The following is a 26163-nucleotide window of genomic DNA, read 5'->3' as shown; positions in this document are numbered from 1 at the left end:
CCCGCTCCGATCCGCTGGCGTCCCGTCGTCGGCCACGGCCCCCGGCCGCCCGCCGCTCGGGACCGCCCGCGCGCTCCGGCCGCGTCACCGCGCCCCTCGCGTCTCACCGTGACCCGCCCCGTCGTCCGAGGGCATCGTCACGTCCGGGGCCGGGGTGTCCCGGCCGCCCGTCGGAGCACATCACCGCGCCATCCGGTCCGTATCGCCGACGCCTCCTGTCCCTCGGGGCGCCGCGACGGTTCCGTACGCCCCGGAACAGCCCCTCCTCCCCCGGCCAGCCCCACCTCCCCCGGCCCGGCCCCGGCGGACATCCGTCCCGCCGTGCGGCCGGCCCGCCATGCCTTGTCCCCGGCACCTCCGCCCGCGGTCCGGCCTGCCCCGATCCGGGCCGGGCCCCGTCACAGAGAGAACGAGATGTCCCCACGTCGCACCACACGGGCCACCGCCCTCGGCGCCGCACTCGCCGCCCTGCTCACCCCCGCCCTGGCCGCGTGCGGCGGGGACGTCTCCGCCTCCTCCGGCGGGGCGACCCTGAAGTGGGCGTCCTCGTACTTCCCGGCCCACTGGGATCCGGTGGTGTCGGGAAGCGGCGCACAGTTCCGCGAACTCGCCCTCGTCTACGCGTCGTTGACACGCACCGACGAGAGCGGCAAGGCCGTTCCGGACCTCGCCGAGAGCTGGGAGTACAACAAGCGCGGCGATCTGATCACCTTTCACCTGCGTCCAGGACTGACGTTCAGCGACGGGGAGCCGGTCGACGCGCTCGCGGTCAAGGCCGCCATCGACCGTGCCAAGAAGCAGAAGAACTCCGCCCTGTTCGGCGATCTGACGTCGATCGCCTCGGTGGAGGCCAAGGGGCTGGACGCGGTGCTCCACCTCTCCCAGGTCGACTACCAGATCCCCCAACTGCTCGGTGAGCGCGTGCTGCAGATCGCCAGCCCGAAGGCCGCGAAGGACCCGGCCGAGCTGGACCGCAACCCGGTCGGGGCAGGCCCGTTCGTCGTGAAGCAGCTGATCCCGGGGACCAAGGCGGTGTTGAAGAAGAACCCGGACTACTGGGACGCGAAGAACATCCACATCGACGATGTCGAGCTGGACTCCGCGCCCGACGCCTCCACCGTCGTCTCGGGCCTGCGCACCGGTGTGTACAACTTCGCCGATCTCGACCCGAGCCAGGCCGACGCAGCGAAGAAGGCCGGTCTGGACGTCTTCTCCCAGCCCGGTTTCAACGCCGCCAACCTGAGTCTGAACATCAACAAGGCGCCCTTCGACGACGACCGGGTGGTGGACGCGGTCCGCCACGCGGTGAACCGGCAGGAATTCGTCGACAAACTGACCTTCGGCTACGGCGAGGTGACCGACCAGCCGTTCCCGAAGGGGTACGTGGCCTACGACCCCGCCTCGGAGGACGCCTATCCGTACGATCCGGCGAAGGCCAGGCGACTGCTGTCCGAGGCCGGTCACCGGCCCGGGGAACTCAAGCTGGACCTGGTCATTCCGTCCGAGGACCCGCAGGCGGAGATCGTCCAGTCCCAGCTGGCCGCGGTCGGCATCGACGTCGCGATCAGGATCGACAAGAACTGGGCCACGCCGTTCTTCGCGAAGGACCTGACGTTCTCGCTGTACTCGACGACGGGGCGCGACTCCGCCGTCCAGACCCTCACCGCCCACTTCGGTCCGCACGGCCCGCTCAACCTCAGCGGTCCGTACGAGCCGCAGGGCTTCGACGCGGCCGTCGGCAAGGTGCGGCGGACCCCGCTGGACGATCCCGCGTACACGCGGACGCTCCGCGAGGCGACCCGGGCCGGACTGGCGAGCAAGGCCCTGGTGTTCACGTACTCCTCGCCCAACCTCTTCGCGAAGAGCACGCGGATCTCCGATCTGCCGAAGAACCCCGCGCACATCGACTGGACCGGTGTGACCGTCGACGGCTCCCGCTGACGGCCCTCACACACGCACGGAAGAGAGGAGAGGAGGCAGCCCATGACGACGCACACCTATGCGCACCGGGCCGGTCCCGCCGACCCGGACGACCCCGCCCGCCGGGAGGGGGTGGCCGCGGCGCGGGCCCGCCACGCGGCGGGCCGGGCCCTGGCGGCGCTCGGCCGGTCGGTGGCGATCTTCGTACCGGTGTTCCTGGTCGCGACCTTCGTGACGTTCGCCCTGCGGTCGATGAGCGGACTCAGTCCGGCCCGGATCCAGCTCGGTGAGAACGCGACGCCCGAGGCGATCGAGCGCGTCGAGGCGCAGTGGGGGCTCGACCGGCCCTTCCTCACCCAGTACGGCGACTGGTTCACCGGGGTCCTGCACGGACAACTGGGCACCAGCTGGGTCAACGGAGCCGACATCTCGACACTGATCGGGCTCGGCCTCGGCGTGAGCCTGTCGGTCGCGACGCTCGCCCTGGTCATCGGGGTGGTCGTCGGTTTCGGCCTCGGCACCCTGGCGGCGCTGCGGCGGACCACCCTCGTCGACCGGGCGATCACCGGCTTCGTCACGGTCATCTCGGTGATGCCGGCGTTCGTCGTGGGGATCGTGCTGGTCGCGCTGTTCTCGGTCGGCGTCCCGCTGTTCCCCTCGGCCGGATACGTCCCCGCCGAACAGGGCATCGGCCCCTGGCTCTCCCACATCACCCTGCCCGCGCTCGCGCTCAGCTTCGACGTCGTCGCGGACGTGGCGCGGCAACTGCGCGCCGGCCTGGTCGCGGCGTACGACGAGAACTATGTGACGGGCGCCGTGGTCCGGGGGCTCGGCCCGCGCCGGATCTTCTTCTCCCACGTGCTGCGCAACGGCATCGGGCCGGCGCTCGCCACGCTCGGGCAGAAGTTCCCCGCCCTGGTGGGCGCCTCCGTCGTGACGGAGTGGATCTTCGGTCTCCAGGGCTTCGGACGGTTCGCCAACGACTCCGCCCAGGCCGGTGACGTACCGGCCGTTCAGGGCGTCCTGGTGGTCTCGATCGTGCTCGTCGTCTCGTTCAACCTGATCATCAATCTGGTGCTGGCCCGTGTGATGCCGGCATCGCAGCGGGGGGTGTGACCCATGGTGCGCCGCGTCCTCGCGCTCACCTCCGGACGGATCGCCGTCGGAATCCTCCTGGTGGTGGCGCTGCTGGCCCTGCTCGGGCCGTGGCTCGCCCCGCAGGACCCCCTCGCGGCCGGGAGCGGGCCGCTCGCCGAGATCTCCGGTGCGCACTGGCTGGGCACCGACTATCTGGGCCGCGACGTGTTCAGCCGGCTTCTGGACGGCTCGCGCGTCAGCGTCCTCGGCTCGCTGGAGGTCGCGCTGACCGCCCTGGCCGTGGGAGCCGTGCCCGGCATCCTGTCGGTGTATCTGGGCCGGGTCTTCGAATGGCTGACGCTGCGGCTGGCGGACACGCTGGTGGCGCTGCCGTTCATGCTCTTCGCCATCGCGGTGATCGCCCTGCTGGGCAACGGGATCACCCAGGCCATGCTGGTCACCGGGGTCCTGGTGTCCCCGCTGTTCTACCGGGTCTCGCGCGCGGCCACCCTGGCCGTGGCCCGCTCCCCGTACGTGGAGGCCGCGGTCGTCTCGGGCGCCTCGCTCCTCTGGATCGTACGGCGGCACGTATGGCTGAAGGTGCTGCCGCCGCTGGCGGTGGCGCTCGCGCAGACCGTCGGCGTCGGCTTCGTCATCGTGTCGAGCCTGACGTTCCTCGGCATCGGCGTCCAGCCGCCGGCCCCGACCTGGGGCGGGCTGCTCGCCTCGGACCTCGGCTATCTCAGCCACCGCCCGTGGGCGCCCGTGGTCCCCGCACTGCTGATCATGGTCACCGTCTGGGCCTGCAATCTGCTCGCCGACGCCATCCGCGACGTGTCCGGCGAGGCCGGCCGGGCGCTGACCGCCGCCCGGCGCGGGGCCCGCCGCGACCGCCCCCGTACGACCGGTTCCATCCCCGCCGGAGGTTCGCTGTGACGACCCTGTCCCCGCACACCGCTCCCGCGCCCGTCCCCGCGGCCACCGCCGGTGCCCCGGCGGCCGCCCCGGTGCTCGCACTGCGCGATGTCCGCGTCACCGACCGCTCCACCGGCCGGGAGATGGTCCACGGCGTGGGTTTCACGCTCACCCCCGGCAAGGCCGTGGGCGTCGTCGGCGAGTCCGGCAGCGGCAAGACGCTCACCTGCCGGGCCGCGCTCGGCATCCTGCCCCGCCACTTCGAGGTCAGCGGCGGCACCGTCGAGATCGGCGGGACGGACATCGCGACGCTGACGCCCCGTCAGTGGACGGAGCTGCGCGGCTCCACGATCGGTGCGGTGTTCCAGGACCCCGCCTCGTACCTCAATCCGTCGATGCGGGTGGGCGCCCAGATCGCGGAGGTGCTGCGGGCGAAGCGGGGACTGGGCCGGCGCGAGGCGCGGCGCCGCGCCGTCGAACTCCTGCGGTCGGTCCGGCTGCGCGATCCGGAACTCGTCCACGGGCAGTACCCGTACGAGCTGTCCGGGGGCATGCTCCAGCGCGTCCTGATCGCGGCGGCCATCGCCCTCGAACCGCGCGCCCTCATCGCCGACGAGGCCACCACCGCGCTCGACGTCACGGTCCAGGCGGAGATCCTCGACCTCCTCGCCGACCTGCGCGAACGCACCGGGCTGGCCCTCGTCGTCGTCTCGCACGACCTGGCCGTCGTGGCCCAGCTCTGCGACGAGGTCCTGGTGATGCGTCAGGGCGAGGTGGTCGAGCAGGGTCCGACCGGGGCCGTCCTCCACGCACCGCGCCACGCGTACACCCGGCTGCTCATCGACGAGCACAACCAGTACGGCCTGGAGAAGTTCCGCACGCCGAAGGGGACATCGTGACCACCGAACCCACCGCGCCCACCGCCCCCGCGGGCGCGGGCCCGAAGGCCCCGGTCCTGGAGATCAGGGACCTGGAGGTCCGCTACGGTCGCGGCCGGCGCCGCCGCCCCGCCCTGCGCGGGGTGTCCCTGGACGTCGTCCCCGGGGAGACCGTGGGGCTCATCGGCGAGACCGGCTCCGGCAAGACCACGCTCGCCCGCGCCGCCCTCGGTCTCGTGCCCGTCGCGGCCGGATCGGTGCGGGTGGCGGGTGAGGAGGTGAGCGCGTACCGACCCCGGCAGTGGCGCGCACTGCGACGGCGCGGAGTCGTCCAGTACGTCTTCCAGGACCCGCTGCGCAGCCTGGACCCCGACGCCACCGTCGAGGACTCCCTCGTCGAGCCGCTGCTCGTCCGGGGAACGGCGCGCGCGGAGGCGGTCGCGCGGGCCGTCGCACTGCTGGACCGGGTGCACCTCGATCAGCGGCTGCTGGAACGGCTGCCGGGCGAACTGTCCGGCGGGCAGCGGCAACGCGTCGCGGTGGCGCGCGCCCTGATCACCGAGCCCCGGCTGATCGTCCTGGACGAGCCGGTCAGCGCACTGGACTCCGCCAACCGGGTCCAGGTCCTGGAGATCCTCAAGGACCTCCGCGACACCGGCACCGCCCTCGTGCTGATCTCGCACGATCTGGGCTCGGTCGCCGGGACCGCCGACCGGATCGCCGTGCTCTACCGGGGCGAGCTGGTCGAGACCGGCGCCGCCCGTGACGTCATCGACGAGCCCCGCCACCCGTACACCCGGCTGCTCGTCGGCTCGGCCCCCACGCTCGGCAGCGGCCCCGCCGACCGGGCCGAACGCGAGGCCCTGCGCGCGCTCCTCCACGCCTGAACCCCGCACCACCGACCACCTCCGGAAGGACCAGCCATGTCCCGCACGATCCATCTCGCCCTGCACCCGTACGGTGTCGGGGGCCCCGGCCAGCACGGGCTCTGGAAGGACCCGCGCGTCGCGAAGAACGCCAGCATCGACATCGCCTACTACATCGAACAGGCTCAGGCCGCCGAACACGCCCTGTTCGACGCCCTGTTCATCGTGGACAGCCAGTTCATCAACGCCACCTACCCCTCGCACTACCTCAACCGGCTGGAACCCCTGACCCTGCTCTCCGCCGTCGCCACGCACACCCGGCACATCGGCCTGGTGGGCACGGCGAGCTCGACGTACAACTCCCCGTTCAACCTGGCGCGCCGCTTCGCCTCGCTGGACCACATCAGCGGCGGCCGGGCCGGCTGGAACGTCGTGACGAGCTTCGACACCGGCACCTCCCGCAACTTCGGTCTGGACGAGCACCTGGACTACGCCACCCGGTACGGCAGGGCGCTGGAGTTCGTCGAGGTCGCCCGGGGCCTGTGGGACTCGTACGAGGACGACGCCTTCCCGGCCGACCCGGAGCGCGGCGTGTTCCTCGACCCGTCCCGGCTGCACGCCCTCGACCACGAGGGGGAGCACTTCAAGGTCGCGGGCCCCCTCAACCTCTCCCGGTCGCCGCAGGGCCAGCCGGTGATCTTCCAGGCCGGTGTCTCCCCCGAGGGCCGCGACCTGGCCGCCCGGGTGGCCGAGGGCATCTACGCGCCGGGCGGCTCCCTGGAGCAGGCGCGGGAGTACTACGCGGACATCAAGGCTCGCACGGCGGCGTACGGCCGTGACCCCGACCACATCAAGATCTTCATCCACGGTGGCCCGGTCGTCGGCGCCACGGACGAGGACGCCCGGCGCCGGGAGCGGGAGATCTTCGAGGAGGACAACGACTTCGCGAGCAATCTGGCGCTGCTGGGCCGGTCGTTCGGCGCGTACGACTTCAGCGTGCACGACCTGGACGCGCCGTTCCCCGACGTCGCCCACCTCGCCGAGAAGGGCGGGCGGACCGGGGCCGCGCAGATCATCGAGCGGGCGCGCCGGGAGAATCTGACGCTGCGCCAGGTAGCCGACTCCGTCAACGCGTTCCGCCGCTCCCCGTTCGTCGGATCGCCGGAGACCGTGGCGGACACCATCGAGCGCTGGTTCGAGGCCGGCACCTTCGACGGCATCAACCTGGCCTTCCGCAACAATGACGACCTGGGCCGCTTCGTCGAGGGCGTGGTGCCGCTGCTCCGGAAGCGGGGTCTGTTCCGTACGGAGTACGAGGCCGACACGCTGCGCGGCAACCTGGGCCTCCCGGTGCCCGGGAACCGCCACACGCTGGCGCGCGCGAGCGCGCGCGCCTGAGCCCCGCACCCCCTCACACCGCCCTCCCCTCCCCCGCCCCGCCCTCAGGAGCCCGTATGACCGAGTCCAGCCAGTACACCGACCACTTCGGCCCCGACGGTCCGCGCGTACGCGGCACCGTCCTGGTGGTGCCGGGCCGGGGCGAGTCCCGCGCGTCCTACGCCCGGTTCGGCCGGCGTCTGGCCGCCGACGCCTACCGGGTCCGCGTCCTGGACGCCCCGGCGCTCGACGCCACGGACCCGCCCGCCGCGCTGTCGGCGCTCGCCGCCCGGCTGGCCGACGCGCTCGAAGGAACCGCCGGTGACGGGGGCGTCGCCCACCCGGTCGTGCTGGCCGGCTCCGACTCCGGGGCCGCCGCCGTGGCCGCGCTGCTCGGCCGGACCGGGACCCGGCTGCCGGACGGCGTCGTCCTCGCCGGACTCCCCGGGCGGGGCTCGACGTCCACGGGGACCTGGGACGAGGAACTGGACGTGCGCACCGCCTGCCCGGCCCACCGCCAGGTGCTCGGCGAGGACGCGTCGGTGCGGCGGGGCTCGCTCGCCGAGCCCGTTCCGGCGGCCCTGCTCGACGCGGCGTACGGGGACGAGCAGGGGTCCGGCGCCGCGCGGGCGGCGGTCCCCGCCCTGCTCCTCGTGGGCGACGAGGATCCTCTGGCCGACCGTGCCGCACTGGCGCACCTGGCCAAGTCCCGCCCCCGGACGCGCCTTTCGGTGGTGCGGGGCGGTCGCCACGACGTCCTGAACGATCTCCAGCACCGGGCGGTGGCGGCTGAGGTCGTCACCTTCCTGGAGACCCTGCGCAACGGGCTGGCGCCGGTGATCACGGTGGAGTCCAGCGCCTGGTGACCCGGCTCCCCCTCCCGCCCCCGCCCGTCCTTCCTCCCGACCCGAAAGGTGTTCCCGTGTCCACTGTTCTCTCCGTCTCCGGCAGCCCGTCCGCGACCTCCCGTACGTCCCGTCTGCTGCGCCACCTGGACGAGCGGCTCAGGGACCAGGGCCACGAGGTGATAGCGCTGGAGGCCCGGTCGCTGCCGCCCGACGCGCTGCTCGGCGGTGACTTCGGCCATCCGGCGGTCGTCGGCGCGGCGGACCTGTTCGCGCGGGCGGACGGGGTGGTGATCGGCACGCCCGTGTACAAGGCCGCGTACTCCGGGCTGTTGAAGTCGCTCCTCGATGTGCTGCCGCAGTACGCGCTGGCCGGCAAGACCGTGCTGCCGCTGGCCACGGGCGGCAGCGTCGCCCATGTGCTGGCCATCGACTACGCGCTGCGTCCGGTGCTCAGCTCCATGGGCGCCGCGCACATCGTGCCGGGCTGGTTCACGCTCGACAGGGACATCACCGTCGGCCGCGACGGCGCGCTGACGGTGGCTCCCGACTCCGCCGAGGCGCTGGGGCAGGTGACGGACGCGTTCTCGGCGGCGCTCGGGGGCAGGCGGTCGGCCGTGCTGGCGGCGGCCGAGTAGGCGCGGGTCCGCGGCCGGGCGGCCGGGCGGCGCTACGCCCCTCGGGGCAGCCCCAGTTCGCCCGCCCGCAGCCCCGCCTGGAACCGTGAACCGGCTTCCAGGGTGACCATGAGAGCGGCGACGCGGCGGCGGTAGGTGCGCAGCGAGAGGCCGAGGCGCCGGGCGGCGGACTCGTCGGTGAGGCCCGAGCCGAGGGCGTTCAGGATGGTGCGGTCGGCGGCGTCGAGGTGGGGAACGTCCTGCCGCAGATAGGTGTCGAGGCCGGTGGAGGTGTCCCAGAGCGCGGAGTAGAGGGCGTGAACGCCGTCGATCATGGTCGGTGACGTCGTCACGGTGTACGCGCGGCCGGTGGGCGAGTCCCGGCCGGCGAGGATCATCACGCGCCGGTCGATGAGGATCGTCTCGTGCGGCAGGGGGGAGGCGCTGATGCGGACCTCGGCCCCCCGGCCGCGTACCAGCGCCAGGTGGTCGCGCGCCGCCTCGTCGGCGAGGGCCACCGGGCTGAGGAGTTTGCGGACACGGAGGCCGGGTCCGGTGCCGGTGCGGAGCCGGTCGCGGACGGCGGCGCGGGCGGACGGCTGAGCCCAGGTGTCCAGGTCGCGGGCGGCGCAGAGGAATTCGGTGCGGGCGGAGGCGAAGAGGTGGCCGGCGCGCGCGACCAGTTCCTCGTCCCCGTGCACGGTGAAGATCTGTTCATTCCGCATCCGTGCAGTCTGGCAGCAAACTGCCACGCGCTGTCCCTCGCGGACGGCCGCGCGGAGCATGGACGGCATGACGACCACGACCTTCCCCCTCGGCGGGGATCTCACCGTCCGCCGGCTCGGCTTCGGCGCGATGCGCCTGGCGACGGGGACCCTCCACGGACCCCCGCGCAGTCCCGGCAACGCCGTCGCGGTGCTGCGGCGGGCCCGGGAACTGGGCGTCGACCACATCGACACGGCGGGCTTCTACCAGCGGGGCGCGGTCCGGGCCAACGACATGATCCGCACGGCCCTGGCCCCCTATCCGGACGGTCTCGTGATCGCGACGAAGGTCGGCCCGCTGCCCGGCCCCGGCGGTGTGCCGAGCGGCCAGGCCGCCCCCGGCCATCTGCGCGCCCTGGTGGAGGCGGATCTGCGCGACCTGGGCCTGGACCGGCTCGATCTGGTCTATCTCCGGGTGGGCGGGACGACCGGGCCGGGCGGCGAGTCCCTCGCGGCTCGCTTCGAGGTCCTGGCGGGACTGCGTGAGGAGGGGCTGATCCGCCACCTCGGCGTGAGCAACGTCGACGCCGCCCAGTTCGCGGAGGCCCGCGCCATCGCCCCCGTGGCCGCCGTGCAGAACCACCAGGACGACGACGGGCTCCTGGAGCGGTGCCAGGCGGAGGGCATCGCGTACGTCCCGTTCTTTCCGCTCGGCGGGGGCGGCAACCCGCTGGACGAGACACGGCTCGGCAAGGTCGCCGCCCGCCACGGCGCGACCGTCCCGCAGGTGCAGATCGCCTTCTCCCTGGCCCTGTCCCCCGTCCTGCTCTCCATCCCGGGCACCGGGACCCTCGCCCACCTGGAGGAGAACCTCGCGGCGGACGGGCTCGCGCTGGACGCGGACGATCTGGCGTATCTGCGGGGCGAGGTCTGACGCGCTCACCACGAAATGCGGTGGGAAGGCACGGGGACGTCTGCCACGCTCCTCGCATGGGTGCTTTGGATTCGGTGGCCGCCAGGGTCACGGGCGGCGACACGGTGACGTTCCGCCCCAGCGGTTCGTCGATGGTTCCGCTGATACGCGGTCGGCAGCAGGTCGTGGTCGCCCCGGTGGTTCCCTCGGCGGTGGAGGTCGGCGACATCGTTCTCGCCCGTGTCGCCGGGACGGTCTACCTGCACCTGGTGTCGGCGGTGGACCGCGCCCGGAAGCGGGTGCAGATCAGCAACAACCGCGGGCGCGTCAACGGCTGGACGGGCCACGACCGTGTCTACGGCATCTGTGTGGAGGTCGATGGCGTCGCCCGGTCGGGTACGGCGGGCAAGATCCTCGGGGGCGGCTCCACGGCACCCGACGACCCGGCGGGACGGCGACCCGGCCCCCCACACCGTCCGTAGCGTCAGAAACCCTCTGTCCGGAGCCGGTTCTCCCGGATCCATGTCGCCGCGTGGGTCACGGCGTCCGGCAGGTCGAAGAGCCGGGCATCCGCACGGCCCACCCTGCCGCGCAGAACCGGGTGGGTCCTCTCGAAGTCCGCGCCCAGGTCGTCGAAGCGGTCGGCGGAGATCGCGGTGTCCTCCACGGTGGTCCAGCGACGCCCCTGCGGGGTCATGACCGCGAAGGAGTTGGGCTCCCGGGGCCTACCGACGCGGTATTCAGCGAGGTGGAAGGCGGAGCAGGAGTCGAATCCGGCGCCGAGCAGCAGGATGCGGGCTCCGGCCTCCTCCAGCCGCGCCAGGGGGCTGTGTTCGCCGAAGCGGCAGTCGAGGGCGTGCCCGTCCACGATCCCCGCCGCGCGCGGGCCCACGGCGGCGAAGGAGGTCTGGGGGTGGGCGCTGCGCAGGGCACCCGGCCAGGTGCGGAGCGTCTCGGGGACGATCCCGACGCCCAGGCAGCGCGTGGTGCGCGCGTCGTAGGCGGGCGTGGACGCGCGGATGCCGTCCCACCAGGACGCGGGTACGGGCGGATTCCCCCAGGCGGCCGGGTCCGAGTTGTCGCCGGAGTGCGTCGGGACGACAAGGGTTCCCCGGGGGCCGAGGACGTCGAGCAGTGCCTCGACGACGGCGACGGGGCCTCCGCAGACCCAGCCCAGTGAGCTGAGCGAGGAGTGCACGAGAAGGGTCACGCCGGAGCGCACCCCGAGGGTGCGCAGCTCGGACGCGAGGGAGTCGCGGGTGCACAGGGGGCCGGCGGGAGGCTCGATGGTCATGACCGGTCAGTCTCCGGCCGGTCCGCTCCCGACGCCACCGAAATACCCGCGCGCCGGGAGGTGGCCGGTTCTGTTCGGTGACGGGTGGGGCGTCGGTGCGCAGGCGTTGCGTCAGAAACGCTCTGGCCTAGGCTGGTTGCCCGGTTCAACTACCTGAGGAGTACGCGTATGCCGGTCGCGCTCGGTCTCGGTCTGCCGCAGACGAAGCAGTACGCCCTCGGGCGGGATGTCGCCGCGGTGGCACGCGCCGCCGAGGCGGTGGGGTACGAGACCCTGTGGGTGTTCGAGCGGATCCTCGTTCCGGAACCGGCCACGCAGGGCCTGTACGGCATGCCGGGGGCTCCCTGGCCCGAGCACTACCGGGGCGTGGCGGACCCGCTGGTCACCCTGACCCTGGCGGCGGGGGCCACCGAGCGGATCGGCCTCGGGACCAGCGTGCTGGTCGCCCCGCTGCACGTTCCCTTCCAGCTCGCCCGGTCCCTGGCCTCGCTCGACGTGGCCAGCGGGGGCCGCGTCATCGCCGGGCTGGGGACGGGCTGGTCGCACGACGAGTACGCGGCGGCGTCCGTCGCCCCGTTCGAGCGGCGCGGGGCCGTGCTGGACGAACTGCTGGACGTGTGCGCGGCGGTGTGGGGCCCGGACCCGGTCTCCTACAAGGGCGAACTGACGACGATCCGGCCGTCCGTGGTGGGGCCCAAGCCGGTCCGGCCCATTCCGGTCTTCCTGCCCGCGAGGGGTCCGCGCGCCACGCGCCGGCTCGTCGACCGGGCCGACGGCTGGATGCCGGTGGCGCAGGGGGCCGATGCGCTGGACGCGCAGTGGCAGCGCATCCGGGACGCCGCCGCCGAGCGCGGACGCGATCGCCCGCTCGATGTCTGCCTCCGTGCCAACGCGCGCTACAGCGCCCGGTCCGTGGCGGGCTCCGGACGGGCCCTGTTCCACGGCAGTGCCGAGCAGATCGTCGAGGACCTGGCCGCGCACGCCGCCACGGGCGTGCCCCGGATCCTGCTGGATCTCCAGAGCACCTTGCGCGACGCGTCGGAACTCGTCGACGTGGCGACCGAGGTGTACGAGACGGCGCGCGCCGCCGGGATCTGACCTGCGGGCACCGGCCGCCGGCGGGTGGCATCGCTCCTCCCGTCGACGGCCGGCGGGCTCACGCCCGCCGGGGTGCGCGGGTGAAGACGAGTGACACGTTCTGCCCGCCGAAGCCGAAGGAGTTGGTGAGGACCGCGTCCTGGGGGACGTCGCGTCGTTCCGTGACGACGTCGAGGGCGATGTCGGGGCCGGTCCCGGCGGCGGCGAGGTTGCGGGTCGGCGGGATGACGCCGTGTTCCACGCTCAGGACCGCGAGCAGTGCCTCGATCGCGCCGGCCGCGCCGAAGAGATGGCCGAGCGATGCCTTGGGGGCCGTGGCAGTGGCCCGGCCGAAGATCTCCGCGATCGCGCGCGCCTCGGCGGCGTCGCCGACCGGGGTGCCGGTGGCGTGGGCGTTGATGTGGCCGATGCGCTCGGGGGGCAGTCCGGCCTGGGCGAGGGCCTTGCGCATGGCGGCGATCTGACCGGAGCCGTCCTCAGCGGGTGCGGTGATGTGGTGGGCGTCGGCCGCGATGCCCGCACCGGCGAGCACCGCGTGGACGCGCGCGCCGCGCGCGGCGGCGTGTTCGGCGCTTTCCAGGACCATGACCGCGGCGCCCTCGCTCAGCACGAACCCGCTGCGGTCGGCGGCGAACGGCCGGGAGGCCGAGGCGGGGTCGGCGGTGTGCCGGGACAGGGCCTTGGCCTGGACGAACCCGGCCACGGTGATCGGGGTGATGGCGGCCTCCGTGCCGCCCGCGATCACCAGATCCGCCTCCCCGGCCCGGATGAGCCTCGCCCCCAGGGCGATGGCATCCGCGCCGGAGGAGCAGGCCGAGACGGGCGTGTAGGCGCCGGCGCGTGCCCCGTACTCGATGCTGATCCAGGCCGCCGCCGCGTTGGGCATGAGCTTCGGGACCGTACGCGGTGAGACGCGCCGCGTCCCCGACGCCTCCAGGACGTCGTCCTCCTGCAGCAGTGTCCCCACACCGCCGATGCCCGTGCCGATCGCAGAGGCGACGCGGTAGGGGTCCGCCTCCGGCCGGCCGGCGTCGGTCCATGCCTCGTCCGCCGCGACCAGGGCCGCCTGCTGCGAGCGGTCGAGCCGTCTGGCCCGCACCGCGGGCAGCAGCGTCGCGGGGTCGACCGCCATCGCGCCCGCGACGACGCCCGGCAGGACCCCGGCGCCGAGGCCGGACGCACCCGCCAGCAGCGCGTCCCAGGTGGACGCGGCGTCCGCCCCGAGCGGGGTGATCGCGCCGAGTCCGGTCACCACGACGTCAGTCCCGTGCATACCCATCAGCCTTTCTTGTATGCCATACAAGTGAACGCCTTTGTTGTATCACATACAATTCCGGGGTGGAGAAGAAGCGAACCGAGTCCCGCCCAGCACCGGCCCGCCCGCGCGACCGCGGTCGCGCGACCCGGTACCGGCTGATCGAGGCGACCGCGCGGCTGTGCGAGGAACGGCCCGGCGCCGACCCGAGCGTCGCGGAGATCGCGAACGCGGCGGGAGCCTTCCCCAACCAGGTGACCTACTACTTCGGCTCCAAGGACGCGCTCCTCGTGCATGCCGCCTTCCTGGGCCTGCTGCACGATGCCCGCCGCATCGAACGCATCGGCCGCCAGGCCCCCGACGCGACCGCCTTCCGGCGCAACATCGCCCGCGCCGTCCTCGCCATGCCCTCGCTCCCGAACGTCACGCGCGCCCTGGCCGCCGGAATCTCCCGGCCCGAACTCGCCCCCGTCGTCGACCAGCACCTCCAGCTGCTGTTCCGCCAGTCCGAGCGCTTCGTGAGCCGGCTCGTGGAGCGTCGTGGCTGGGCCGCCCTGCGCCCGCTGGACGTGGAGGCCCGGACCTTCTGGAGCACCGCGCTGGGAGCCGTCCTCCTGGTCCGCGCCGGAGCGCACGGCACGGTCTCCGACCTCGACCTCGCCGGAACGCTGACCATCCACGACGGTGACGGACCCGCGGAGCCGCGCCCGCGCGAAGGGCGCGTTCGGTACGTCCGTGCCCCGGGACCGCGCGCCTGACACACCCTCACTGTCAGACCCGTGTGCGAAGGTTCGGAGAAGAGGCCGGCGACCCGCCCGGCCCTCCCTCCGTCCGTCGTACGGCGCCCCTGCCGAGGAGCCCTCATGTCCGCACCCGACGAAGCCCGTTCCTCCCTCGCCGCCCTGGCCGCGCTGCTCGCGCCCGGCACTCCGGCCGTTGCCGACCAGGTCCTCCGGGCCCACGACCACCCCGAGGCGTACGTGCGCGACTTCGCCGACCGTCTGGAGGAGCGCGGCATCGAGCAGCCGTTCGCCGGTCTGGCCTGGATAGCCCTGGTCGACGCCCTCGACGAGTTCGGTCTGCTCGCGGAGTTCGACTGGAAGGAGGACGCCCAGGAGATCCGGGCCCGGCTCGACACTCTGGCCTCGCGCCCCTCCGTGGACCCCTGGACGCTGTTCGACGACGCCGAGTGGGCTCTGCCGACGGCCGATTTCCTCGCCGTCTGCAGCAGGCACTACGGGGAGGTCGGGGCGGCGCTCGCGGTGCTCGACATCGAGTCGGACTGCTATCCGGTGGTCTGTCTGGGAGCCGCGCAGACCGACCGGCTCACCGCGCTGGCCGCGCGGGCGGGCCATGTGGCGCTGCCGCTCGGTGCCTGACCGGCGCGGGCGCGGCGACGGCGTCTGACATCCTCGTGCGGGACCTTCCACCCCGTGAACGAAGGGATCTGCGTCATGGATGTGTACGAGGCGGTGGACAGCCGCCGGGCCGTGCGATCGTTCAGCGACGCGCCGGTGCCCCGCCCCCTGCTCGAACGGGTCCTCGCCGCCGCGACCCGGGCGCCGTCGAGCGGAAACCTCCAGCCGTGGCGGGTGTACGTCGTGACGGGCGAGCCACTGGCCGGGCTGAAGTGGCGGGCGACGGAGAGGGCGCTGGCCGGGGACCCGGGGGACGCACGGCAGTATCCGATGTATCCGGACGGGCTGGCCTCGCCGTACACGGACCGCTTCGCCGCAGCGGCCGCCCAGCGCTACGGCGCCCTGGGCATCGAGCGCGCAGATCCCGAACGGCCCAGGAAGATCGCCGCGTTGAACTCGGAGGCGTTCGGTGCGCCGGTCGTGCTGTTCTGCTACCTCGACCGGACGATGGGCCCGGGGCAGTGGGCGGACGCGGGCATGTATCTGCAGACGGTGATGCTGCTGCTAAGGGCCGAGGGGCTGCACAGCTGCCCGCAGGTGATGTGGACGATGTTCCACGAGACCGTCGGCCGGACGGTCGGCGCCGACGACGGACTCGTGCTGCTCTGCGGGGTCGCGGTGGGATATGAGAAGGAGGGGGTGCCGAGGCTGCGCACCGGGCGGGCGGACCTGGCGGAGACCGTCAGCTTCGTCGGGACGTGATCCGCCGGCCCACCGTGCGGGCCGGCGGCCGGAGACCGGCTCACTCCGTGCGGGGCTCCGCACGCCGGTAACTGACGCCGTCCTTGGTGCGGCTGAGCAGTCCGCCGATGACCAGATAACGGCGGAGCGCGGCACAGTCCTCGTGCACGGTGAGCAGCGCGTCGTTGACCTCGCGCTCGGTGTAGGTGCGCCCGGGGACGAACAGGGTCTCCGCGAGGTGGTCGAGAAGCTGCTGCCGTCGGGCCGCCTTGCGCGGGATCGCCGTCAGCCGGCCGTGGGAGAAGAGGTCGGCCACCCCGCGGGCGGGTCCTGCCGTGGTGCGTGAATCGGACATGGGCCGCAGCCTCTCAAGCCGGCCCCGGGTCGGCAACACCTTTCCGGGGCACCCGTACGCCGGAGGGCGCACCGCCATGATCCGGGTTGACGTGCGTCCTCGTGCGCGATTCCCTACGGCGATGACCGCACTCCGTATCGAACCGGTGGCCGACGAGGCCGCCCTGCTGGACTGGCAGCGGGTTCACAACACGATCATCCCGACCGCCGTGCTCTCCCTCGACGAGGTCCGTGAGCGCGCCGGGCGCAACCGGCTCACTGTCGCCCGCCTCGGGGACACCGTCGTGGGCTGCGCCACCGTGCGTCCCCCGACCGGCGACACGCCGACGGCCACCGTCATCGCCCGGGTGCTGCCGGATCACCGGGGCCGGGGGTACGGCGAGGCGTTGTACGGGCACGGCCTGGCGGAGGCGCGCGGGCTCGGGGCCGAGGTCGTCGAGACCTGCGTCCTGGAGTCCAATCCGGAGGGGCTGCGCTTCGCGCTGGACCGCGGGTTCGTCGAGATCGAGCGCTATGTCCTGCCCGGTGACACCATTCCGTTCATCGATCTGCGGCTGGCGCCCGGCGTGTGACACCGCGACAGGGCTGCCACCCCTCACGGTGGCAGCCCCTTCCCGCGCGTGGTCTCAGGCCGTCAGGCCGTGTGCAGGGTCAGCCCGTACCGGTTGAGGATCTCGTTGATCGGCTGGAACCAGGTCTCACCCCCCGAGGAGCAGTTGCCCCAGCCGCCCGAGGTGACACCCTGCGCCTGGTCGCCGCTGATGAACGAGCCGCCCGAGTCGCCGCCCTCCGCGCACACGCTCGTCTTGGTCATCTGGTAGACCGCGCCCTGGCTGTAGTTGACCGTCTCGTTGGTGGCGAGGACGGTGCCGCAGTGCCAGTGCGTGGTGGAGCCGGAGCGGCAGACCGAGAAGCCGACCGGTGCCACGGCCGATCCCCGGACGAGCTGGTCGGAGACGGTTCCCCAGCCCAGGACCACGGGGACCGTCCACCAGCCGCTGCCGACGTTCACCCAGGCGTAGTCGTCGCCGGGGAAGGACGAGCCCTGGAAGTTGCCGATCCCGGAGCCGTCCCAGCCGCGCACCGAGGCGCCCGCCCGGCCGCAGTGGCCCGCCGTGACGAAGCCTCCGTAGACCGAGAAGCCGATGGAGCAGCGGACGTTGCCGGTGTAGTAGGGGTCGCCGCCCACGGTTCCCGCGGCGAAGGTCTGCGGGGCCCCGGCCGTCTGCTCGACGGTCACGGGTCCGGTCGCGCGGGCGCGGGCCACGAACGCCCGGACATCGTTGTCAGCACGCGCGGACGGGACGACGTTCACGACGACCGTGTTGGCCTTCGGGTCGACGTGCCAACTGCTCACACCCGCGGGCGCGTCGAGGCGGTCGAGCTTCGCCTTGACCGCGTCGAGGGTGTGCGCGCTGTGGGTCACGAGGCGCACGGCGGCGCCCGTCCTGCGAACGGCGGCGGCCTGTTCCGTGCCGGTGACGGCAACGGTGAGCGCGCCCGTCGAGGGGTCGAACCACGAACCGCCGTACGAGCTCCCGGCGGCGCGCCGGGCCCGGGGTTCGAGGGCGGTGGCGGACCTCTCGGCCGCGAGCCGCGCCCGGGCCTCGGTCTCGGTGAGGCCGAAGTCCCGCCGCATGGCGGCCAGCAGGCCGGAGGAGGCCGGTTCGGCGGCGGTGGACCGGGGTGCGGGGGCAGGGGTGCCGGCGGCCGTGGCGGACGGGAAACCGGCGCCCGCCCAGGCTCCGACGAGGAGCACGGCGGACAGTGCGGTGCGTAATGCCATGGTGCGTCTCAAGGCAGTGGCCCTTCCGTTGTTCCGCTGATGTGGGGGAGGAACAGCAGGCGTCCGGGAGGCTCCTCGTTCTGAGAGCGCTCTCAGAGTGTGCCGTTCCGGACTGTAGCGGAGAGCCGTGAGCAGGTCCATGCCAATGACGTACGCGGATACCGGCCCCGGGTCTCCCCCGCGCCTGGGTGGCCGGGCCGCCCCGGCTGAGTAGACGTACTCATCCGGCCCCGCCGAACTCGTCCTACCGTCGCATCTGATGACCGGATCGGAGCAGCGCCGAGGTGCGCGCGGCCCGGCGGGCGGGAGAGGGAGCGGACATGGGCGGGGTGCGCGGCAGGCACGGAATCAGGGCGGGGATGGCCGGTGCGCTGCTGTGTTCCGTCGCTCTGCTGCTCTCCGGATGCGGGGTGCTCGACACGAAGGACGACCGGCGGTACGCCGAGAAGCTCGCCGACGAGCACTACCCGGGCATGCTCCGGGTGATCGGCGCGCGCACGCTGTTCCCTCAGTCCGAGGGTTCCGAGATCTCCTTCGCCGTCGCCGACGACCCCGACGCGGTCGTCCGCTTCCGCGTCGACGCAGGCAAGGGCACATGCAACTCCCATCCCTGCCTGGGGGTTCTCGACGAGGCGGTGACGCGCGGCCGGGCCGAGGCACGGCGGCTGAGGCTGATGATCCGTTCGTTCGCGGCGTGCGGCTACGAGGTGATCGCGTACGAGCCCGCCTCCGGGGCGCCGTGGATCGTGGGCTCCCTCACCAACGACACGGTGAAGGCCACCCTGGCGGACATCGGCGCCTGCGTCCGCACCTGGCGGCAGGCCGAGGCGAGGACCGACGCCGCGGCGGGCGCGCGCGGGGCGGCCGTCAATCTGGCCTCCCCCTCCGTCGCCGAGGGCCGCCCGGTCGGAAAGGCGTCGGAGCCGACCGCCGTCCGGCTCACCGACACCCGGCTGCGCGCCTCCCTCCAGTCCCGCCCCTATTACGCGGTGGGGTACGCCGCTGCGGACGGCACGCTCGACACCTCGGGCAGCGCGCGGATCGTCCGGCCCTTCGACGTCCAGGAGAAGTTCGCCGCGAACGTGCGGCGGTCCGTGCGCGAACGCCTCCGCGCCGCCCACCCCCGGGTGCAGATGAGCACGTACCAGGGGGTGTGGCGTCTGGAGCCGGGGACCGTCGACCGGCTCACCGGATACGTGCTGTACTGCGAGGAACCGGACGGCGATCTGACCTGTCTCGGCGACATGGCCGTGGAGGTCACCACCGATGTGCGGGGCACCCCGGTGGGCGAACCGCGCCCCGTCGGCTCCGTGCGCGAGGGGCGCGGTCCGCTGCGGCTCCCCGCCAGGTGACGGTCCGCCGGACGGCTTCTCCTCAGGGCTGGGCGGGCGCGTACGCGTAGCCGCTCCACAGGGCGCGCACCCCGTCGCCGTCCCGCCAGGGGTCCGGACCGGCCGCCGGGTCGGGCGTGCCCCAGATCCGGACCGTGCCGTTCGCGGTTTCCCCAGGGCCTGTCCGGCCGTTCCCGTCGTCCGCCCGGCAGACGGGAATGCCCGGACGGGCCCTGGGCTGCCAGCCGGGGTCGCCTCCCGCCGCGAATCCGGCCCAGGCGGCGCGCATCCGGTCGGACAGCCGGCGGTCGTCCTCCGTGGGCGGGCCGCCGATCAGGAAGTGGACGCTCTCCTCGTCCAGGGTGCCGAACGCGAAGGGCACGTCCGCGCAGTGCCAGGCGTACACCGGCGCGTCTCCCCCGCGCTGCCGGACGAAACGGGACAGGAACGTGCGCCCGCCGGCCTGTGCGTGCGCGTCGGCGAGGCGGTTCCCGTACTCCCCGAAGGAGAGGTCCCCGTAGAGGGCGAGCTGGAGTTCGCGCGGGGATGCGGCGGGGAGCAGCCGGCGGTAGCCCTCCACCAGGGCGTCGGGAAGCCCGAGGTCGTGGGCGAACCCGGTCAGTTCCGCGTCGTCGGCCACGGGAGCGAGGCTGTTCACGGCGTCGAACAGCCAGTACTCCTGCGTGGTGTGGCAGACGAGGAGGTCGATGCCGGGGGCCGTGCCCGAGCCGATCAGCTCGACCGGGTCGGCGCGCAGGACGCGGCCGTCGGCGACCGGGCCGAAGACGACGGGGTCCCAGGAGAGGGGGCCCGTCGCCGGGGCACTGCGGCACGCGTCCACAACGGCGTCGGCCGCGCTGACCAGCGTCCGCGGCGACGCGGCCGCGAGCCCGGAGGCGGTGGCGGGGACCCCGGCCGCCTCCGCGATGCGCCGCGTGAGGTCCTCGGCCAGTTCGGGGGCGAAGACGGGACCCACCGCGCTGTGCGCGATGGCGCGGCGGAACAGTCCGCGCGCCGCGTCCATGACCATCAGGCAGGCCACGGAGGTGGCCCCGGCGGACTGTCCGGCCACGGTCACGTTGTCCGGCGCCCCGCCGAAGGCGGCGATGTTGTCGCGGACCCATGCGAGTGCGGCGACCTGGTCGAGCAGGCCCCGGTTGGGCGGGCGGGAACCGTCGCCGTCGTCGGGGACGTGGCCGAATCCCTCGAAGCCGAGGCGGTAGTTGAGGGTGACGACGACGGTCCCGGTGCGGGCCAGGGCCGTGCCGTCGACGTCGGGCTGGGCGCTCGATCCGAAGGTGTAGGCGCCGCCGTGGATCCACACGAGCACGGGCAGGGGCCCGGCCCCGGCCCGGACGGCGGGCTCGGGGATCCAGACGTTGAGACTGAGCACGTCCTCGTCGCCGGGCGACCAGGCGGGTGCGCCCGGCAGCTCCGCCGACTGCGGGGACACGGGGCCGAACCGCGTACCGTCGCGCGCGCCCGTCCAGGGGCGGCGGGCGCGCGGCGCACCGAACCGGCCGTCGCCGAACGGGGGTTCCGCGAAGGGAATTCCCAGCACGGCGACCACGCCCCGGTGCGGGGGCCGTCCGCGCACCCGTCCCGCCGCCGTCTCGAACACCTCGGTCAACGCCGCTCCACCGCCCCCAGGGTCTTCCATGTGGATCATGCTGGCACGCGGCAGCGCGTCCGTGCGAGGGGATTGACCGGCGCGGGGGTGTCAGGAGCCGACCCTGCGCTTGTTGTAGACGTCGAAGCCGACCGCCGCGAGCAGGACCAGGCCCTTGATGACCTGCTGGTAGTCGGTGCCGATGCCGACGAGGGACATCCCGTTGTTGAGGACGCCGAGCACCAGCCCGCCGATGAGGGCGCCGAGGACCGTGCCGACGCCGCCGCTCATCGAGGCGCCGCCGATGAACGCGGCGGCGATGGCCTCCAGTTCGAAGTTGGTGCCGGCCTGGGGAACGCCGGCGTTGAGGCGGGCGGCGTAGACGACCCCGGCGAGTGCCGCGAGGACGCCCATGTTGACGAAGACGAGGAAGGTGACACGGCGGTCCTTGACGCCGGAGAGCTTCGCCGCGGCCGCGTTGCCGCCGAGGGCGTACACATGGCGTCCGATCACCGCGTTGCGCATCACGTAGCCGAAGCCGATGAGCAGCGCGGCGAGCAGCAGCAGGACGACGGGGACGCCCCGGTAGCTGGCCAGGGTCAGGGTGAAGGCGAGGACGGCTGCGGCCATGGCCGCGCACGTGGCGAGGAAGAGGTTCCGGGGCAGGACGTCGAGGCCGTGGCGCCGCTGGCGGCGGCGGTCGCGGACCTCCTGGAGCAGAGCGAGGGCGAGCAGCGCGGCGCCGAGGAGCAGGGTGAGGTTGTGGTAGTTGGTGACCGGGCCGACCTCGGGCAGATAGCCGGTGGAGATCTTCTGGAAGCCCTCGGGGAACGGGCCCAGTGAACGGCTGCCGAGCAGGATCTGTGTGCCGCCCCGGAAGAGCAGCATCCCGGCGAGGGTGACGATGAACGAGGGGATGCCGACGTACGCGATCCAGAAGCCCTGCCAGGCGCCGGCGACCGCGCCGAGGAGGAGGGCGAGCACGAGGGCGAGGACCCAGGGGACGTCGTGCTCGACCATCATGACGGCGCAGGCGGCGGAGACGAACGCGGCGAGCGAGCCGACCGAGAGGTCGATGTGCCCGGCGATGATGACGATCATCATGCCGATGGCGAGGACCAGGATGTAGCTGTTCTGCAGGACGAGATTGGTGACGTTGTTCGGCTTGAGGAGGACGCCGTCGGTCCATATGCCGAAGAGGACGACGATCAGTCCGAGGGCGATGAGCATGCCGTACTGGCGGATGTTGCGGCGGGCCGCCTCGCGCAGGATCGCGCCGGTGGTGGGCGCGGCGGGGGCGTCCTTGCCGAGGGTGGGCCGTCGGGTGTCGGTGGGGGCCTGGGCCATGTCCTGCTACCTCTTGTCGCTGGTCATATGGCGCATCAGGACCTCCTGGGTGGCCTGGGCGCGCGGGACTTCGCCGGTGAGCCGGCCGGCCGCCATGGTGTAGATCCGGTCGCACATGCCGAGGAGTTCGGGCAGCTCGGAGGAGATGAGGACGACGGCACGTCCCTCGGCGGCGAGCCGGTCGATGACGGTGTGGATCTCGTACTTGGCGCCGATGTCGATGCCGCGGGTGGGTTCGTCGAGGACGAGCACGTCGGGGCCCGCGAAGATCCACCGGCTGAGCACGACCTTCTGCTGGTTCCCGCCGGAGAGGCGGCCCGTCTGTTCGAAGACGCTGGGCGCCTTGATGTTCATGGAGGTCCGGTACGACTCGGCGACGCGGGCCTCCTCGTGCTCATCGACGATCCCGTAGCGGGCGACCTTGCCGAGGGCGCCGAGGCTGATGTTGCGGCTGATGGTGTCGATGAGGTTGAGGCCGTAGTGCTTGCGGTCCTCGGTGACGTACGCGATCTTGTGGCGGACGGCCTCGGCCACGGTGCGGGTGCGGATCTCCCGGCCGTCCTTGAGGACGGTGCCGCTGATGTCCGCGCCGTAGCTGCGGCCGAAGACGCTCATGGCGAGTTCGGTGCGTCCGGCGCCCATGAGTCCGGCGATGCCGACGATCTCACCCCGGCCGGCGCGCAGCGAGACGCCGTCGACGACCTTGCGGTGCCGGTCGATCGGGTGGTGGACGGTCCAGTCCCGGATCTCCAGGGCGGGGTGGGCGTCCGGGTCCCCCTCGTACGGGGTGCGCGGCGGGAAGCGGTGGTCGAGATCGCGGCCGACCATGCCCCGGATGATGCGCTCCTCGGTCGCCGCCCCGGCGTGGGCGTCGAGCGTTTCGACGGTCCGGCCGTCGCGCAGCACGGTGACCGAGTCGGCGACGGCGGTGATCTCCCCGAGCTTGTGCGAAATGATGATCGAGGAGATGCCCTGGTCCTTCAGTTCGCGGATGAGGGCGAGGAGATGGGCGCTGTCCTCGTCGTTGAGGGCAGCGGTCGGCTCGTCGAGGATGAGCAGGTCCACCTTCTTGGCCAGGGCCTTGGCGATCTCGACGAGCTGCTGTTTGCCGACGCCGATGTCCGCGACCCGGGTCTGCGGGTGCTCCTTGAGGCCGACGCGCTTGAGCAGGGCGGCGGCGTGGCGAAGGGTCTCGTTCCAGTCGACGAAGCCGCCGGTGGCGTGTTCGTTGCCGAGGAAGAGGTTCTCCGCGAGGGAGAGGTAGGGGATCAGGGCGAGTTCCTGATGGATGATGACGATCCCGCGTGCCTCGCTCGCCCGGATGTCGCGGAAGGCGCAGTCCTCGCCGTCGAAGCGGATCTCGCCCTCGTAACTGCCGTGCGGGTGCACACCGCTGAGGATCTTCATCAGGGTGGACTTGCCGGCGCCGTTCTCCCCGCAGATGGCGTGGATCTCGCCCCGGGCGACGGTCAGGGAGACGTCGGAGAGGGCGGTGACGCCGGGGAAGGTCTTGACGATGGACCGCATCTCCAGGATCGGTGCGGGGGCCACCGGGTCGGCCGTCGTGGCGGTCATCGCAGGTCGCTCTCGTTGAGGTAGCCGGAATCGACCAGTTCGGCGCGGTAGTTGCTCTTGTCGACGCTCACCGGGTTCAGCAGGAACGAGGGGACGACCTTCTTCTCGTTTTCGTAGGTGGTGGTGTCGTTGACCTCGGGCTTCTTGTCGTTCAGCACGGCGTCGGCCATCTGGACGGCCTGTTTGGCCAGGGCCCGGGTGTCCTTGTAGACGGTCTGCGTCTGCTGCCCCGCGATGATGGACTTCACCGAGGCGATCTCGGCGTCCTGGCCCGTGACGACGGGGTACGGCTTCGCGGCGGTGCCGTAGCCGTCGGACTTGAGGGCCGAGATGATCCCGATCGAGATGCCGTCGTACGGCGAGAGCACCGCGTCGACGTCCGCCGAGGAGTACGCGCTCGTCAGCAGGTCGTCCATGCGCTTCTGGGCGGTGCCGCCGTCCCAGCGCAGGGTGGTGATCTGGTCGAGCTTCGTCTGCTTGCTGCGGACGACCAGTTGCTTCCTGTCGAGGTAGGGCTTGAGCTTCTTCCAGGCGCCCTGGAAGAAGTAGCGCGTGTTGTTGTCGTCCGGGGAGCCGGCGAACAGCTCGATGGTGAACGGGCCCTTGGCGGTGCCGGAGGCGAGTCCGAGCTTGTCGAGGATGTAGCCGGCCTGGAGCTCACCGACCTTCTCGTTGTCGAAGGAGGCGTAGTAGTCGACGTCGGGGCTGCCGAGGATGAGGCGGTCGTAGGCGATGACCCTGATGCCCTGCTCCCCCGCCTGGCGCAGGACGTCGCCGAGGGCGCGTCCGTCGATGGCGGCGATCACCAGGACGTCGACGCCCTTGGTGATCATGTTCTCGATCTGGGAGACCTGCTGGTCGACGTCGTCCTCGCCGTACTGGAGATCGGTCTTGTACCCGAGCTTGTGGAACTCGGCGGCCATGTTGCGGCCGTCGGCTATCCAGCGTTCCGACGACTTGGTCGGCATGGCGATCCCGATGGTGGAGCCCTTGCCGCCGGACTTCTTCTCCTTGCTGCCGCCGTCGCTGTTCTGGCCGCAGGCGGCGAGGGTGAGGCAGAGGGCCAGGGCGGTGAGGACTGTCGCGGTCCGTGCGGTGGGGGTACGTGAGGAGCTGCGCATGGTCGATCCTCCGGTGCGGGGGCGGCGGCCGGTCGGGCCGCGCCGCCCTCCTCTGGTTCGGTATATCGGACATGGTTCGGGACTCGTGGTACGCGGAGGCATGCGGGAGTCCGCCACATCGACGGCATCGCCCGTGCGCACCGGGACTGCGAAACAGCGCTGTTCGAAATTTCGTCATGCGTTCGAAATGTGGGCGTGACGGTAGTGAGCGGCCGGGGAGACTGTCAATGGGGCGGCGTACGGCGCGTGGTCAGCCGGCCTGGCCGATGGCGCCGCGCAGCATGGCGACGGTGGTCGCGGCCGCGGCACGCTCCGCCGGATCGTCGGTGGCCCGCACCCGCTCCTCCAGGAGGACGACGGCCGCCTGGAGCACCCCCACCCGCACCGGAACGCTCCGCATGGCGGTCAGCACGGCGGCGGCCTGCTCGGCGGGGGTCGCGGACGCCGACTGCGGGATGAGGGTGGTGATGCCGCGCCCGAGGGCACGGTCACGGGACGGCTGGGCCGAGGGACTGGTCATCGCAGAAGTCTCCCGCACCGAGGGGGCGGATACCGTCAGCGACCTGCGGGCCGCACCGCCTCGCCATGGCGGACGTGGTCGTGGACGCGCTTCAACAGACGGGCCAGCTGCGTCCGTTCACGGGCGCTCAGCGGGGCCAGGACGTCCTCCTGCACCTCCGACGCCTCGGCCTGGAGATCGTCGAGCACCCGCCTTCCCGCCGGGCTCACGGTGACCGTCATCCGCCGGCGGTCGGCGGTGTCGCGCGCCCGCTCCACCAGGCCGAGGGCCCCGAGGTCGTCCACGAGGGTCACCATGTCGCCCCGGTCGATCGACAGCCGCGACGCCAGCTCCCGCTGCGCGTGCGGCCCGAAGTCGCAGAGCGCGGCCAGCACCGCCATGTGCCGCAGCCGCAGGCCGCGCCCGGCCAGCCGCTTCGCGAGCCGGGACCGGGCCGCCCGGCCCGTCCGGGACATCAGGTAGGTGGTGTGCCCCAGGAGGCTGGGCGGCGTCGCGTCGTCGTTCACCCGTCGATCGTAGGCGTACGCCCGTACACCCGGTGCGCCCGGTGCGCCGGCGCAGGGCGGCCTAGGCCGTGTTTTAGAAGTGGGCTCCGTCTCTCGCCCTGTGCCGTGATGATCTCGGTGTGGGGCGAGGGGATCTTTCTGACGAGCAGTGGTCGG

At 72.7% G+C, this 26163-nt stretch carries 27 protein-coding genes; 16 read left to right on the top strand and 11 right to left on the bottom strand.

What is annotated here, in order from left to right; translation table 11 throughout:
* Window positions 1-414 precede the first annotated feature (414 nt).
* Genes ACWCXC_RS21605 through ssuE form a run of 8 tightly spaced genes read left to right on the top strand, consistent with a single transcriptional unit; the run spans window position 415 to window position 8516 of the window.
* Window positions 415-1941 carry an ABC transporter substrate-binding protein gene (locus ACWCXC_RS21605; RefSeq protein ID WP_450890247.1) on the top strand — a complete coding sequence of 509 codons (1527 nt, stop codon included), beginning with the start codon at window positions 415-417 and terminating at the stop codon, window positions 1939-1941.
* Between the two features lie 42 nt (window positions 1942-1983).
* Window positions 1984-3036, top strand: coding sequence for an ABC transporter permease (locus ACWCXC_RS21600; protein ID WP_450890246.1), 1053 nt, complete (start codon window positions 1984-1986; stop codon window positions 3034-3036).
* A 3-nt stretch (window positions 3037-3039) separates the two neighbouring features.
* A complete protein-coding gene (locus ACWCXC_RS21595) occupies window positions 3040-3933 on the top strand; it encodes an ABC transporter permease (RefSeq protein WP_450890245.1) in 894 nt (297 codons plus the stop codon).
* Window positions 3930-4811, top strand: coding sequence for an ABC transporter ATP-binding protein (locus ACWCXC_RS21590; RefSeq protein WP_450890244.1), 882 nt, complete (start codon window positions 3930-3932; stop codon window positions 4809-4811). The genes ACWCXC_RS21595 and ACWCXC_RS21590 overlap by 4 nt, the downstream gene beginning before the upstream one ends.
* Complete coding sequence (locus ACWCXC_RS21585; protein WP_450890333.1) at window positions 4805-5677, top strand: ABC transporter ATP-binding protein; 873 nt, start codon at window positions 4805-4807, stop codon at window positions 5675-5677. Before ACWCXC_RS21590 ends, ACWCXC_RS21585 begins: the two co-directional genes overlap by 7 nt.
* Before the next feature lie 36 nt (window positions 5678-5713).
* Window positions 5714-7054, top strand: coding sequence for an LLM class flavin-dependent oxidoreductase (locus tag ACWCXC_RS21580; RefSeq protein WP_450890243.1), 1341 nt, complete (start codon window positions 5714-5716; stop codon window positions 7052-7054).
* A gap of 56 nt (window positions 7055-7110) precedes the next feature.
* Window positions 7111-7899 (top strand): alpha/beta hydrolase, encoded by a 789-nt coding sequence (locus ACWCXC_RS21575; RefSeq protein WP_450890242.1) that lies wholly within the window; start codon window positions 7111-7113, stop codon window positions 7897-7899.
* Window positions 7900-7955: 56 nt separating this feature from the next.
* Complete coding sequence (gene ssuE / locus ACWCXC_RS21570; RefSeq protein ID WP_450890241.1) at window positions 7956-8516, top strand: NADPH-dependent FMN reductase; 561 nt, start codon at window positions 7956-7958, stop codon at window positions 8514-8516.
* 32 nt (window positions 8517-8548) lie between these two features.
* Here the strand turns inward: ssuE and ACWCXC_RS21565 are convergent, their stop codons facing one another.
* Window positions 8549-9220 (bottom strand): DNA-binding response regulator, encoded by a 672-nt coding sequence (locus ACWCXC_RS21565; protein ID WP_450890240.1) that lies wholly within the window; start codon window positions 9218-9220, stop codon window positions 8549-8551.
* 67 nt (window positions 9221-9287) lie between these two features.
* Between ACWCXC_RS21565 and ACWCXC_RS21560 the strand changes: the two genes are divergently transcribed.
* Together ACWCXC_RS21560 and ACWCXC_RS21555 are read left to right on the top strand one after the other, a co-directional pair.
* Complete coding sequence (locus ACWCXC_RS21560) at window positions 9288-10133, top strand: aldo/keto reductase (RefSeq protein ID WP_450890239.1); 846 nt, start codon at window positions 9288-9290, stop codon at window positions 10131-10133.
* Window positions 10134-10189: 56 nt separating this feature from the next.
* Window positions 10190-10594, top strand: a complete 405-nt coding sequence (locus ACWCXC_RS21555; protein ID WP_450890238.1) for a S26 family signal peptidase — start codon at window positions 10190-10192, stop codon at window positions 10592-10594.
* 2 nt (window positions 10595-10596) lie between these two features.
* On the opposite strand, the gene ACWCXC_RS21550 is transcribed toward ACWCXC_RS21555, so the two are convergent.
* A complete protein-coding gene (locus ACWCXC_RS21550) occupies window positions 10597-11406 on the bottom strand; it encodes an aminoglycoside N(3)-acetyltransferase (RefSeq protein ID WP_450890237.1) in 810 nt (269 codons plus the stop codon).
* Window positions 11407-11574: 168 nt separating this feature from the next.
* Between ACWCXC_RS21550 and ACWCXC_RS21545 the strand changes: the two genes are divergently transcribed.
* Window positions 11575-12504, top strand: coding sequence for an LLM class F420-dependent oxidoreductase (locus ACWCXC_RS21545; protein ID WP_450890236.1), 930 nt, complete (start codon window positions 11575-11577; stop codon window positions 12502-12504).
* Between the two features lie 58 nt (window positions 12505-12562).
* On the opposite strand, the gene ACWCXC_RS21540 is transcribed toward ACWCXC_RS21545, so the two are convergent.
* Window positions 12563-13777, bottom strand: coding sequence for a beta-ketoacyl-[acyl-carrier-protein] synthase family protein (locus ACWCXC_RS21540; RefSeq protein ID WP_450890235.1), 1215 nt, complete (start codon window positions 13775-13777; stop codon window positions 12563-12565).
* A 65-nt stretch (window positions 13778-13842) separates the two neighbouring features.
* On the opposite strand from ACWCXC_RS21540, the gene ACWCXC_RS21535 reads away from it, so the two are divergent.
* The 3 genes from ACWCXC_RS21535 (at window position 13843) to ACWCXC_RS21525 (ending at window position 15879) form a co-directional block, all read left to right on the top strand.
* Complete coding sequence (locus ACWCXC_RS21535) at window positions 13843-14517, top strand: TetR/AcrR family transcriptional regulator C-terminal domain-containing protein (protein ID WP_450890234.1); 675 nt, start codon at window positions 13843-13845, stop codon at window positions 14515-14517.
* A 105-nt stretch (window positions 14518-14622) separates the two neighbouring features.
* Window positions 14623-15138 carry a DUF6630 family protein gene (locus ACWCXC_RS21530; RefSeq protein ID WP_450890233.1) on the top strand — a complete coding sequence of 172 codons (516 nt, stop codon included), beginning with the start codon at window positions 14623-14625 and terminating at the stop codon, window positions 15136-15138.
* A 75-nt stretch (window positions 15139-15213) separates the two neighbouring features.
* Window positions 15214-15879, top strand: a complete 666-nt coding sequence (locus ACWCXC_RS21525) for a nitroreductase (RefSeq protein WP_450890232.1) — start codon at window positions 15214-15216, stop codon at window positions 15877-15879.
* A 40-nt stretch (window positions 15880-15919) separates the two neighbouring features.
* Here the strand turns inward: ACWCXC_RS21525 and ACWCXC_RS21520 are convergent, their stop codons facing one another.
* Window positions 15920-16213, bottom strand: a complete 294-nt coding sequence (locus ACWCXC_RS21520; protein ID WP_450679592.1) for a DUF2087 domain-containing protein — start codon at window positions 16211-16213, stop codon at window positions 15920-15922.
* 121 nt (window positions 16214-16334) lie between these two features.
* On the opposite strand from ACWCXC_RS21520, the gene ACWCXC_RS21515 reads away from it, so the two are divergent.
* Complete coding sequence (locus tag ACWCXC_RS21515; protein ID WP_450890231.1) at window positions 16335-16784, top strand: GNAT family N-acetyltransferase; 450 nt, start codon at window positions 16335-16337, stop codon at window positions 16782-16784.
* 62 nt (window positions 16785-16846) lie between these two features.
* Here ACWCXC_RS21515 and ACWCXC_RS21510 read toward each other — a convergent pair whose 3' ends face one another.
* Window positions 16847-17998 carry a S1 family peptidase gene (locus tag ACWCXC_RS21510; protein WP_450890230.1) on the bottom strand — a complete coding sequence of 384 codons (1152 nt, stop codon included), beginning with the start codon at window positions 17996-17998 and terminating at the stop codon, window positions 16847-16849.
* Window positions 17999-18318: 320 nt separating this feature from the next.
* Here ACWCXC_RS21510 and ACWCXC_RS21505 point away from each other — a divergent pair, with 320 nt between their 5' ends.
* The gene (locus tag ACWCXC_RS21505; protein ID WP_450890229.1) at window positions 18319-19350 is read left to right on the top strand and encodes an SCO7460 family lipoprotein; all 1032 of its coding nucleotides are present in this window, start codon (window positions 18319-18321) and stop codon (window positions 19348-19350) included.
* Window positions 19351-19372: 22 nt separating this feature from the next.
* On the opposite strand, the gene ACWCXC_RS21500 is transcribed toward ACWCXC_RS21505, so the two are convergent.
* The 6 genes from ACWCXC_RS21500 to ACWCXC_RS21475 all read right to left on the bottom strand — a co-directional run bounded on the left by ACWCXC_RS21500 (window position 19373) and on the right by ACWCXC_RS21475 (window position 26007).
* Window positions 19373-20989, bottom strand: coding sequence for a carboxylesterase/lipase family protein (locus ACWCXC_RS21500; RefSeq protein ID WP_450890228.1), 1617 nt, complete (start codon window positions 20987-20989; stop codon window positions 19373-19375).
* 60 nt (window positions 20990-21049) lie between these two features.
* Window positions 21050-22285 carry a multiple monosaccharide ABC transporter permease gene (gene mmsB / locus ACWCXC_RS21495; protein WP_450890227.1) on the bottom strand — a complete coding sequence of 412 codons (1236 nt, stop codon included), beginning with the start codon at window positions 22283-22285 and terminating at the stop codon, window positions 21050-21052.
* A 6-nt stretch (window positions 22286-22291) separates the two neighbouring features.
* Window positions 22292-23860: a multiple monosaccharide ABC transporter ATP-binding protein gene (gene mmsA / locus ACWCXC_RS21490; RefSeq protein ID WP_450890226.1), complete on the bottom strand. Its 1569-nt coding sequence runs from the start codon at window positions 23858-23860 to the stop codon at window positions 22292-22294.
* Window positions 23857-24981, bottom strand: a complete 1125-nt coding sequence (gene chvE / locus ACWCXC_RS21485; protein WP_450890225.1) for a multiple monosaccharide ABC transporter substrate-binding protein — start codon at window positions 24979-24981, stop codon at window positions 23857-23859. Before chvE ends, mmsA begins: the two co-directional genes overlap by 4 nt.
* Window positions 24982-25231: 250 nt before the next feature.
* Window positions 25232-25501: a hypothetical protein gene (locus ACWCXC_RS21480; RefSeq protein ID WP_450890224.1), complete on the bottom strand. Its 270-nt coding sequence runs from the start codon at window positions 25499-25501 to the stop codon at window positions 25232-25234.
* Between the two features lie 35 nt (window positions 25502-25536).
* Window positions 25537-26007 carry a MarR family winged helix-turn-helix transcriptional regulator gene (locus ACWCXC_RS21475; protein WP_450890223.1) on the bottom strand — a complete coding sequence of 157 codons (471 nt, stop codon included), beginning with the start codon at window positions 26005-26007 and terminating at the stop codon, window positions 25537-25539.
* Window positions 26008-26163: the final 156 nt, after the last annotated feature.

Source organism: Streptomyces sp. NPDC001515 (assembly GCF_053597115.1).
This window is presented reverse-complemented; position numbering and strand designations above follow the sequence as displayed.

Coding starts and splice junctions, on each gene's coding strand:
- ACWCXC_RS21595 (WP_450890245.1), top strand. CDS start 3,040: ATGGTGCGCCGCGTCCTCGCGCTCACCTCCGGACGGATCGCCGTCGGA.
- ACWCXC_RS21510 (WP_450890230.1), bottom strand. CDS start 17,998: ATGGCATTACGCACCGCACTGTCCGCCGTGCTCCTCGTCGGAGCCTGG.
- ACWCXC_RS21600 (WP_450890246.1), top strand. CDS start 1,984: ATGACGACGCACACCTATGCGCACCGGGCCGGTCCCGCCGACCCGGAC.
- ACWCXC_RS21565 (WP_450890240.1), bottom strand. CDS start 9,220: ATGCGGAATGAACAGATCTTCACCGTGCACGGGGACGAGGAACTGGTC.
- ACWCXC_RS21520 (WP_450679592.1), bottom strand. CDS start 16,213: ATGTCCGATTCACGCACCACGGCAGGACCCGCCCGCGGGGTGGCCGAC.
- mmsB (WP_450890227.1), bottom strand. CDS start 22,285: ATGGCCCAGGCCCCCACCGACACCCGACGGCCCACCCTCGGCAAGGAC.
- ACWCXC_RS21605 (WP_450890247.1), top strand. CDS start 415: ATGTCCCCACGTCGCACCACACGGGCCACCGCCCTCGGCGCCGCACTC.
- ACWCXC_RS21545 (WP_450890236.1), top strand. CDS start 11,575: ATGCCGGTCGCGCTCGGTCTCGGTCTGCCGCAGACGAAGCAGTACGCC.
- ACWCXC_RS21480 (WP_450890224.1), bottom strand. CDS start 25,501: ATGACCAGTCCCTCGGCCCAGCCGTCCCGTGACCGTGCCCTCGGGCGC.
- ACWCXC_RS21515 (WP_450890231.1), top strand. CDS start 16,335: ATGACCGCACTCCGTATCGAACCGGTGGCCGACGAGGCCGCCCTGCTG.
- ACWCXC_RS21540 (WP_450890235.1), bottom strand. CDS start 13,777: ATGCACGGGACTGACGTCGTGGTGACCGGACTCGGCGCGATCACCCCG.
- ACWCXC_RS21525 (WP_450890232.1), top strand. CDS start 15,214: ATGGATGTGTACGAGGCGGTGGACAGCCGCCGGGCCGTGCGATCGTTC.
- ACWCXC_RS21575 (WP_450890242.1), top strand. CDS start 7,111: ATGACCGAGTCCAGCCAGTACACCGACCACTTCGGCCCCGACGGTCCG.
- mmsA (WP_450890226.1), bottom strand. CDS start 23,860: ATGACCGCCACGACGGCCGACCCGGTGGCCCCCGCACCGATCCTGGAG.
- ACWCXC_RS21530 (WP_450890233.1), top strand. CDS start 14,623: ATGTCCGCACCCGACGAAGCCCGTTCCTCCCTCGCCGCCCTGGCCGCG.
- ACWCXC_RS21555 (WP_450890238.1), top strand. CDS start 10,190: ATGGGTGCTTTGGATTCGGTGGCCGCCAGGGTCACGGGCGGCGACACG.
- ACWCXC_RS21560 (WP_450890239.1), top strand. CDS start 9,288: ATGACGACCACGACCTTCCCCCTCGGCGGGGATCTCACCGTCCGCCGG.
- ACWCXC_RS21580 (WP_450890243.1), top strand. CDS start 5,714: ATGTCCCGCACGATCCATCTCGCCCTGCACCCGTACGGTGTCGGGGGC.
- chvE (WP_450890225.1), bottom strand. CDS start 24,981: ATGCGCAGCTCCTCACGTACCCCCACCGCACGGACCGCGACAGTCCTC.
- ACWCXC_RS21505 (WP_450890229.1), top strand. CDS start 18,319: ATGGGCGGGGTGCGCGGCAGGCACGGAATCAGGGCGGGGATGGCCGGT.
- ACWCXC_RS21500 (WP_450890228.1), bottom strand. CDS start 20,989: ATGGAAGACCCTGGGGGCGGTGGAGCGGCGTTGACCGAGGTGTTCGAG.
- ACWCXC_RS21550 (WP_450890237.1), bottom strand. CDS start 11,406: ATGACCATCGAGCCTCCCGCCGGCCCCCTGTGCACCCGCGACTCCCTC.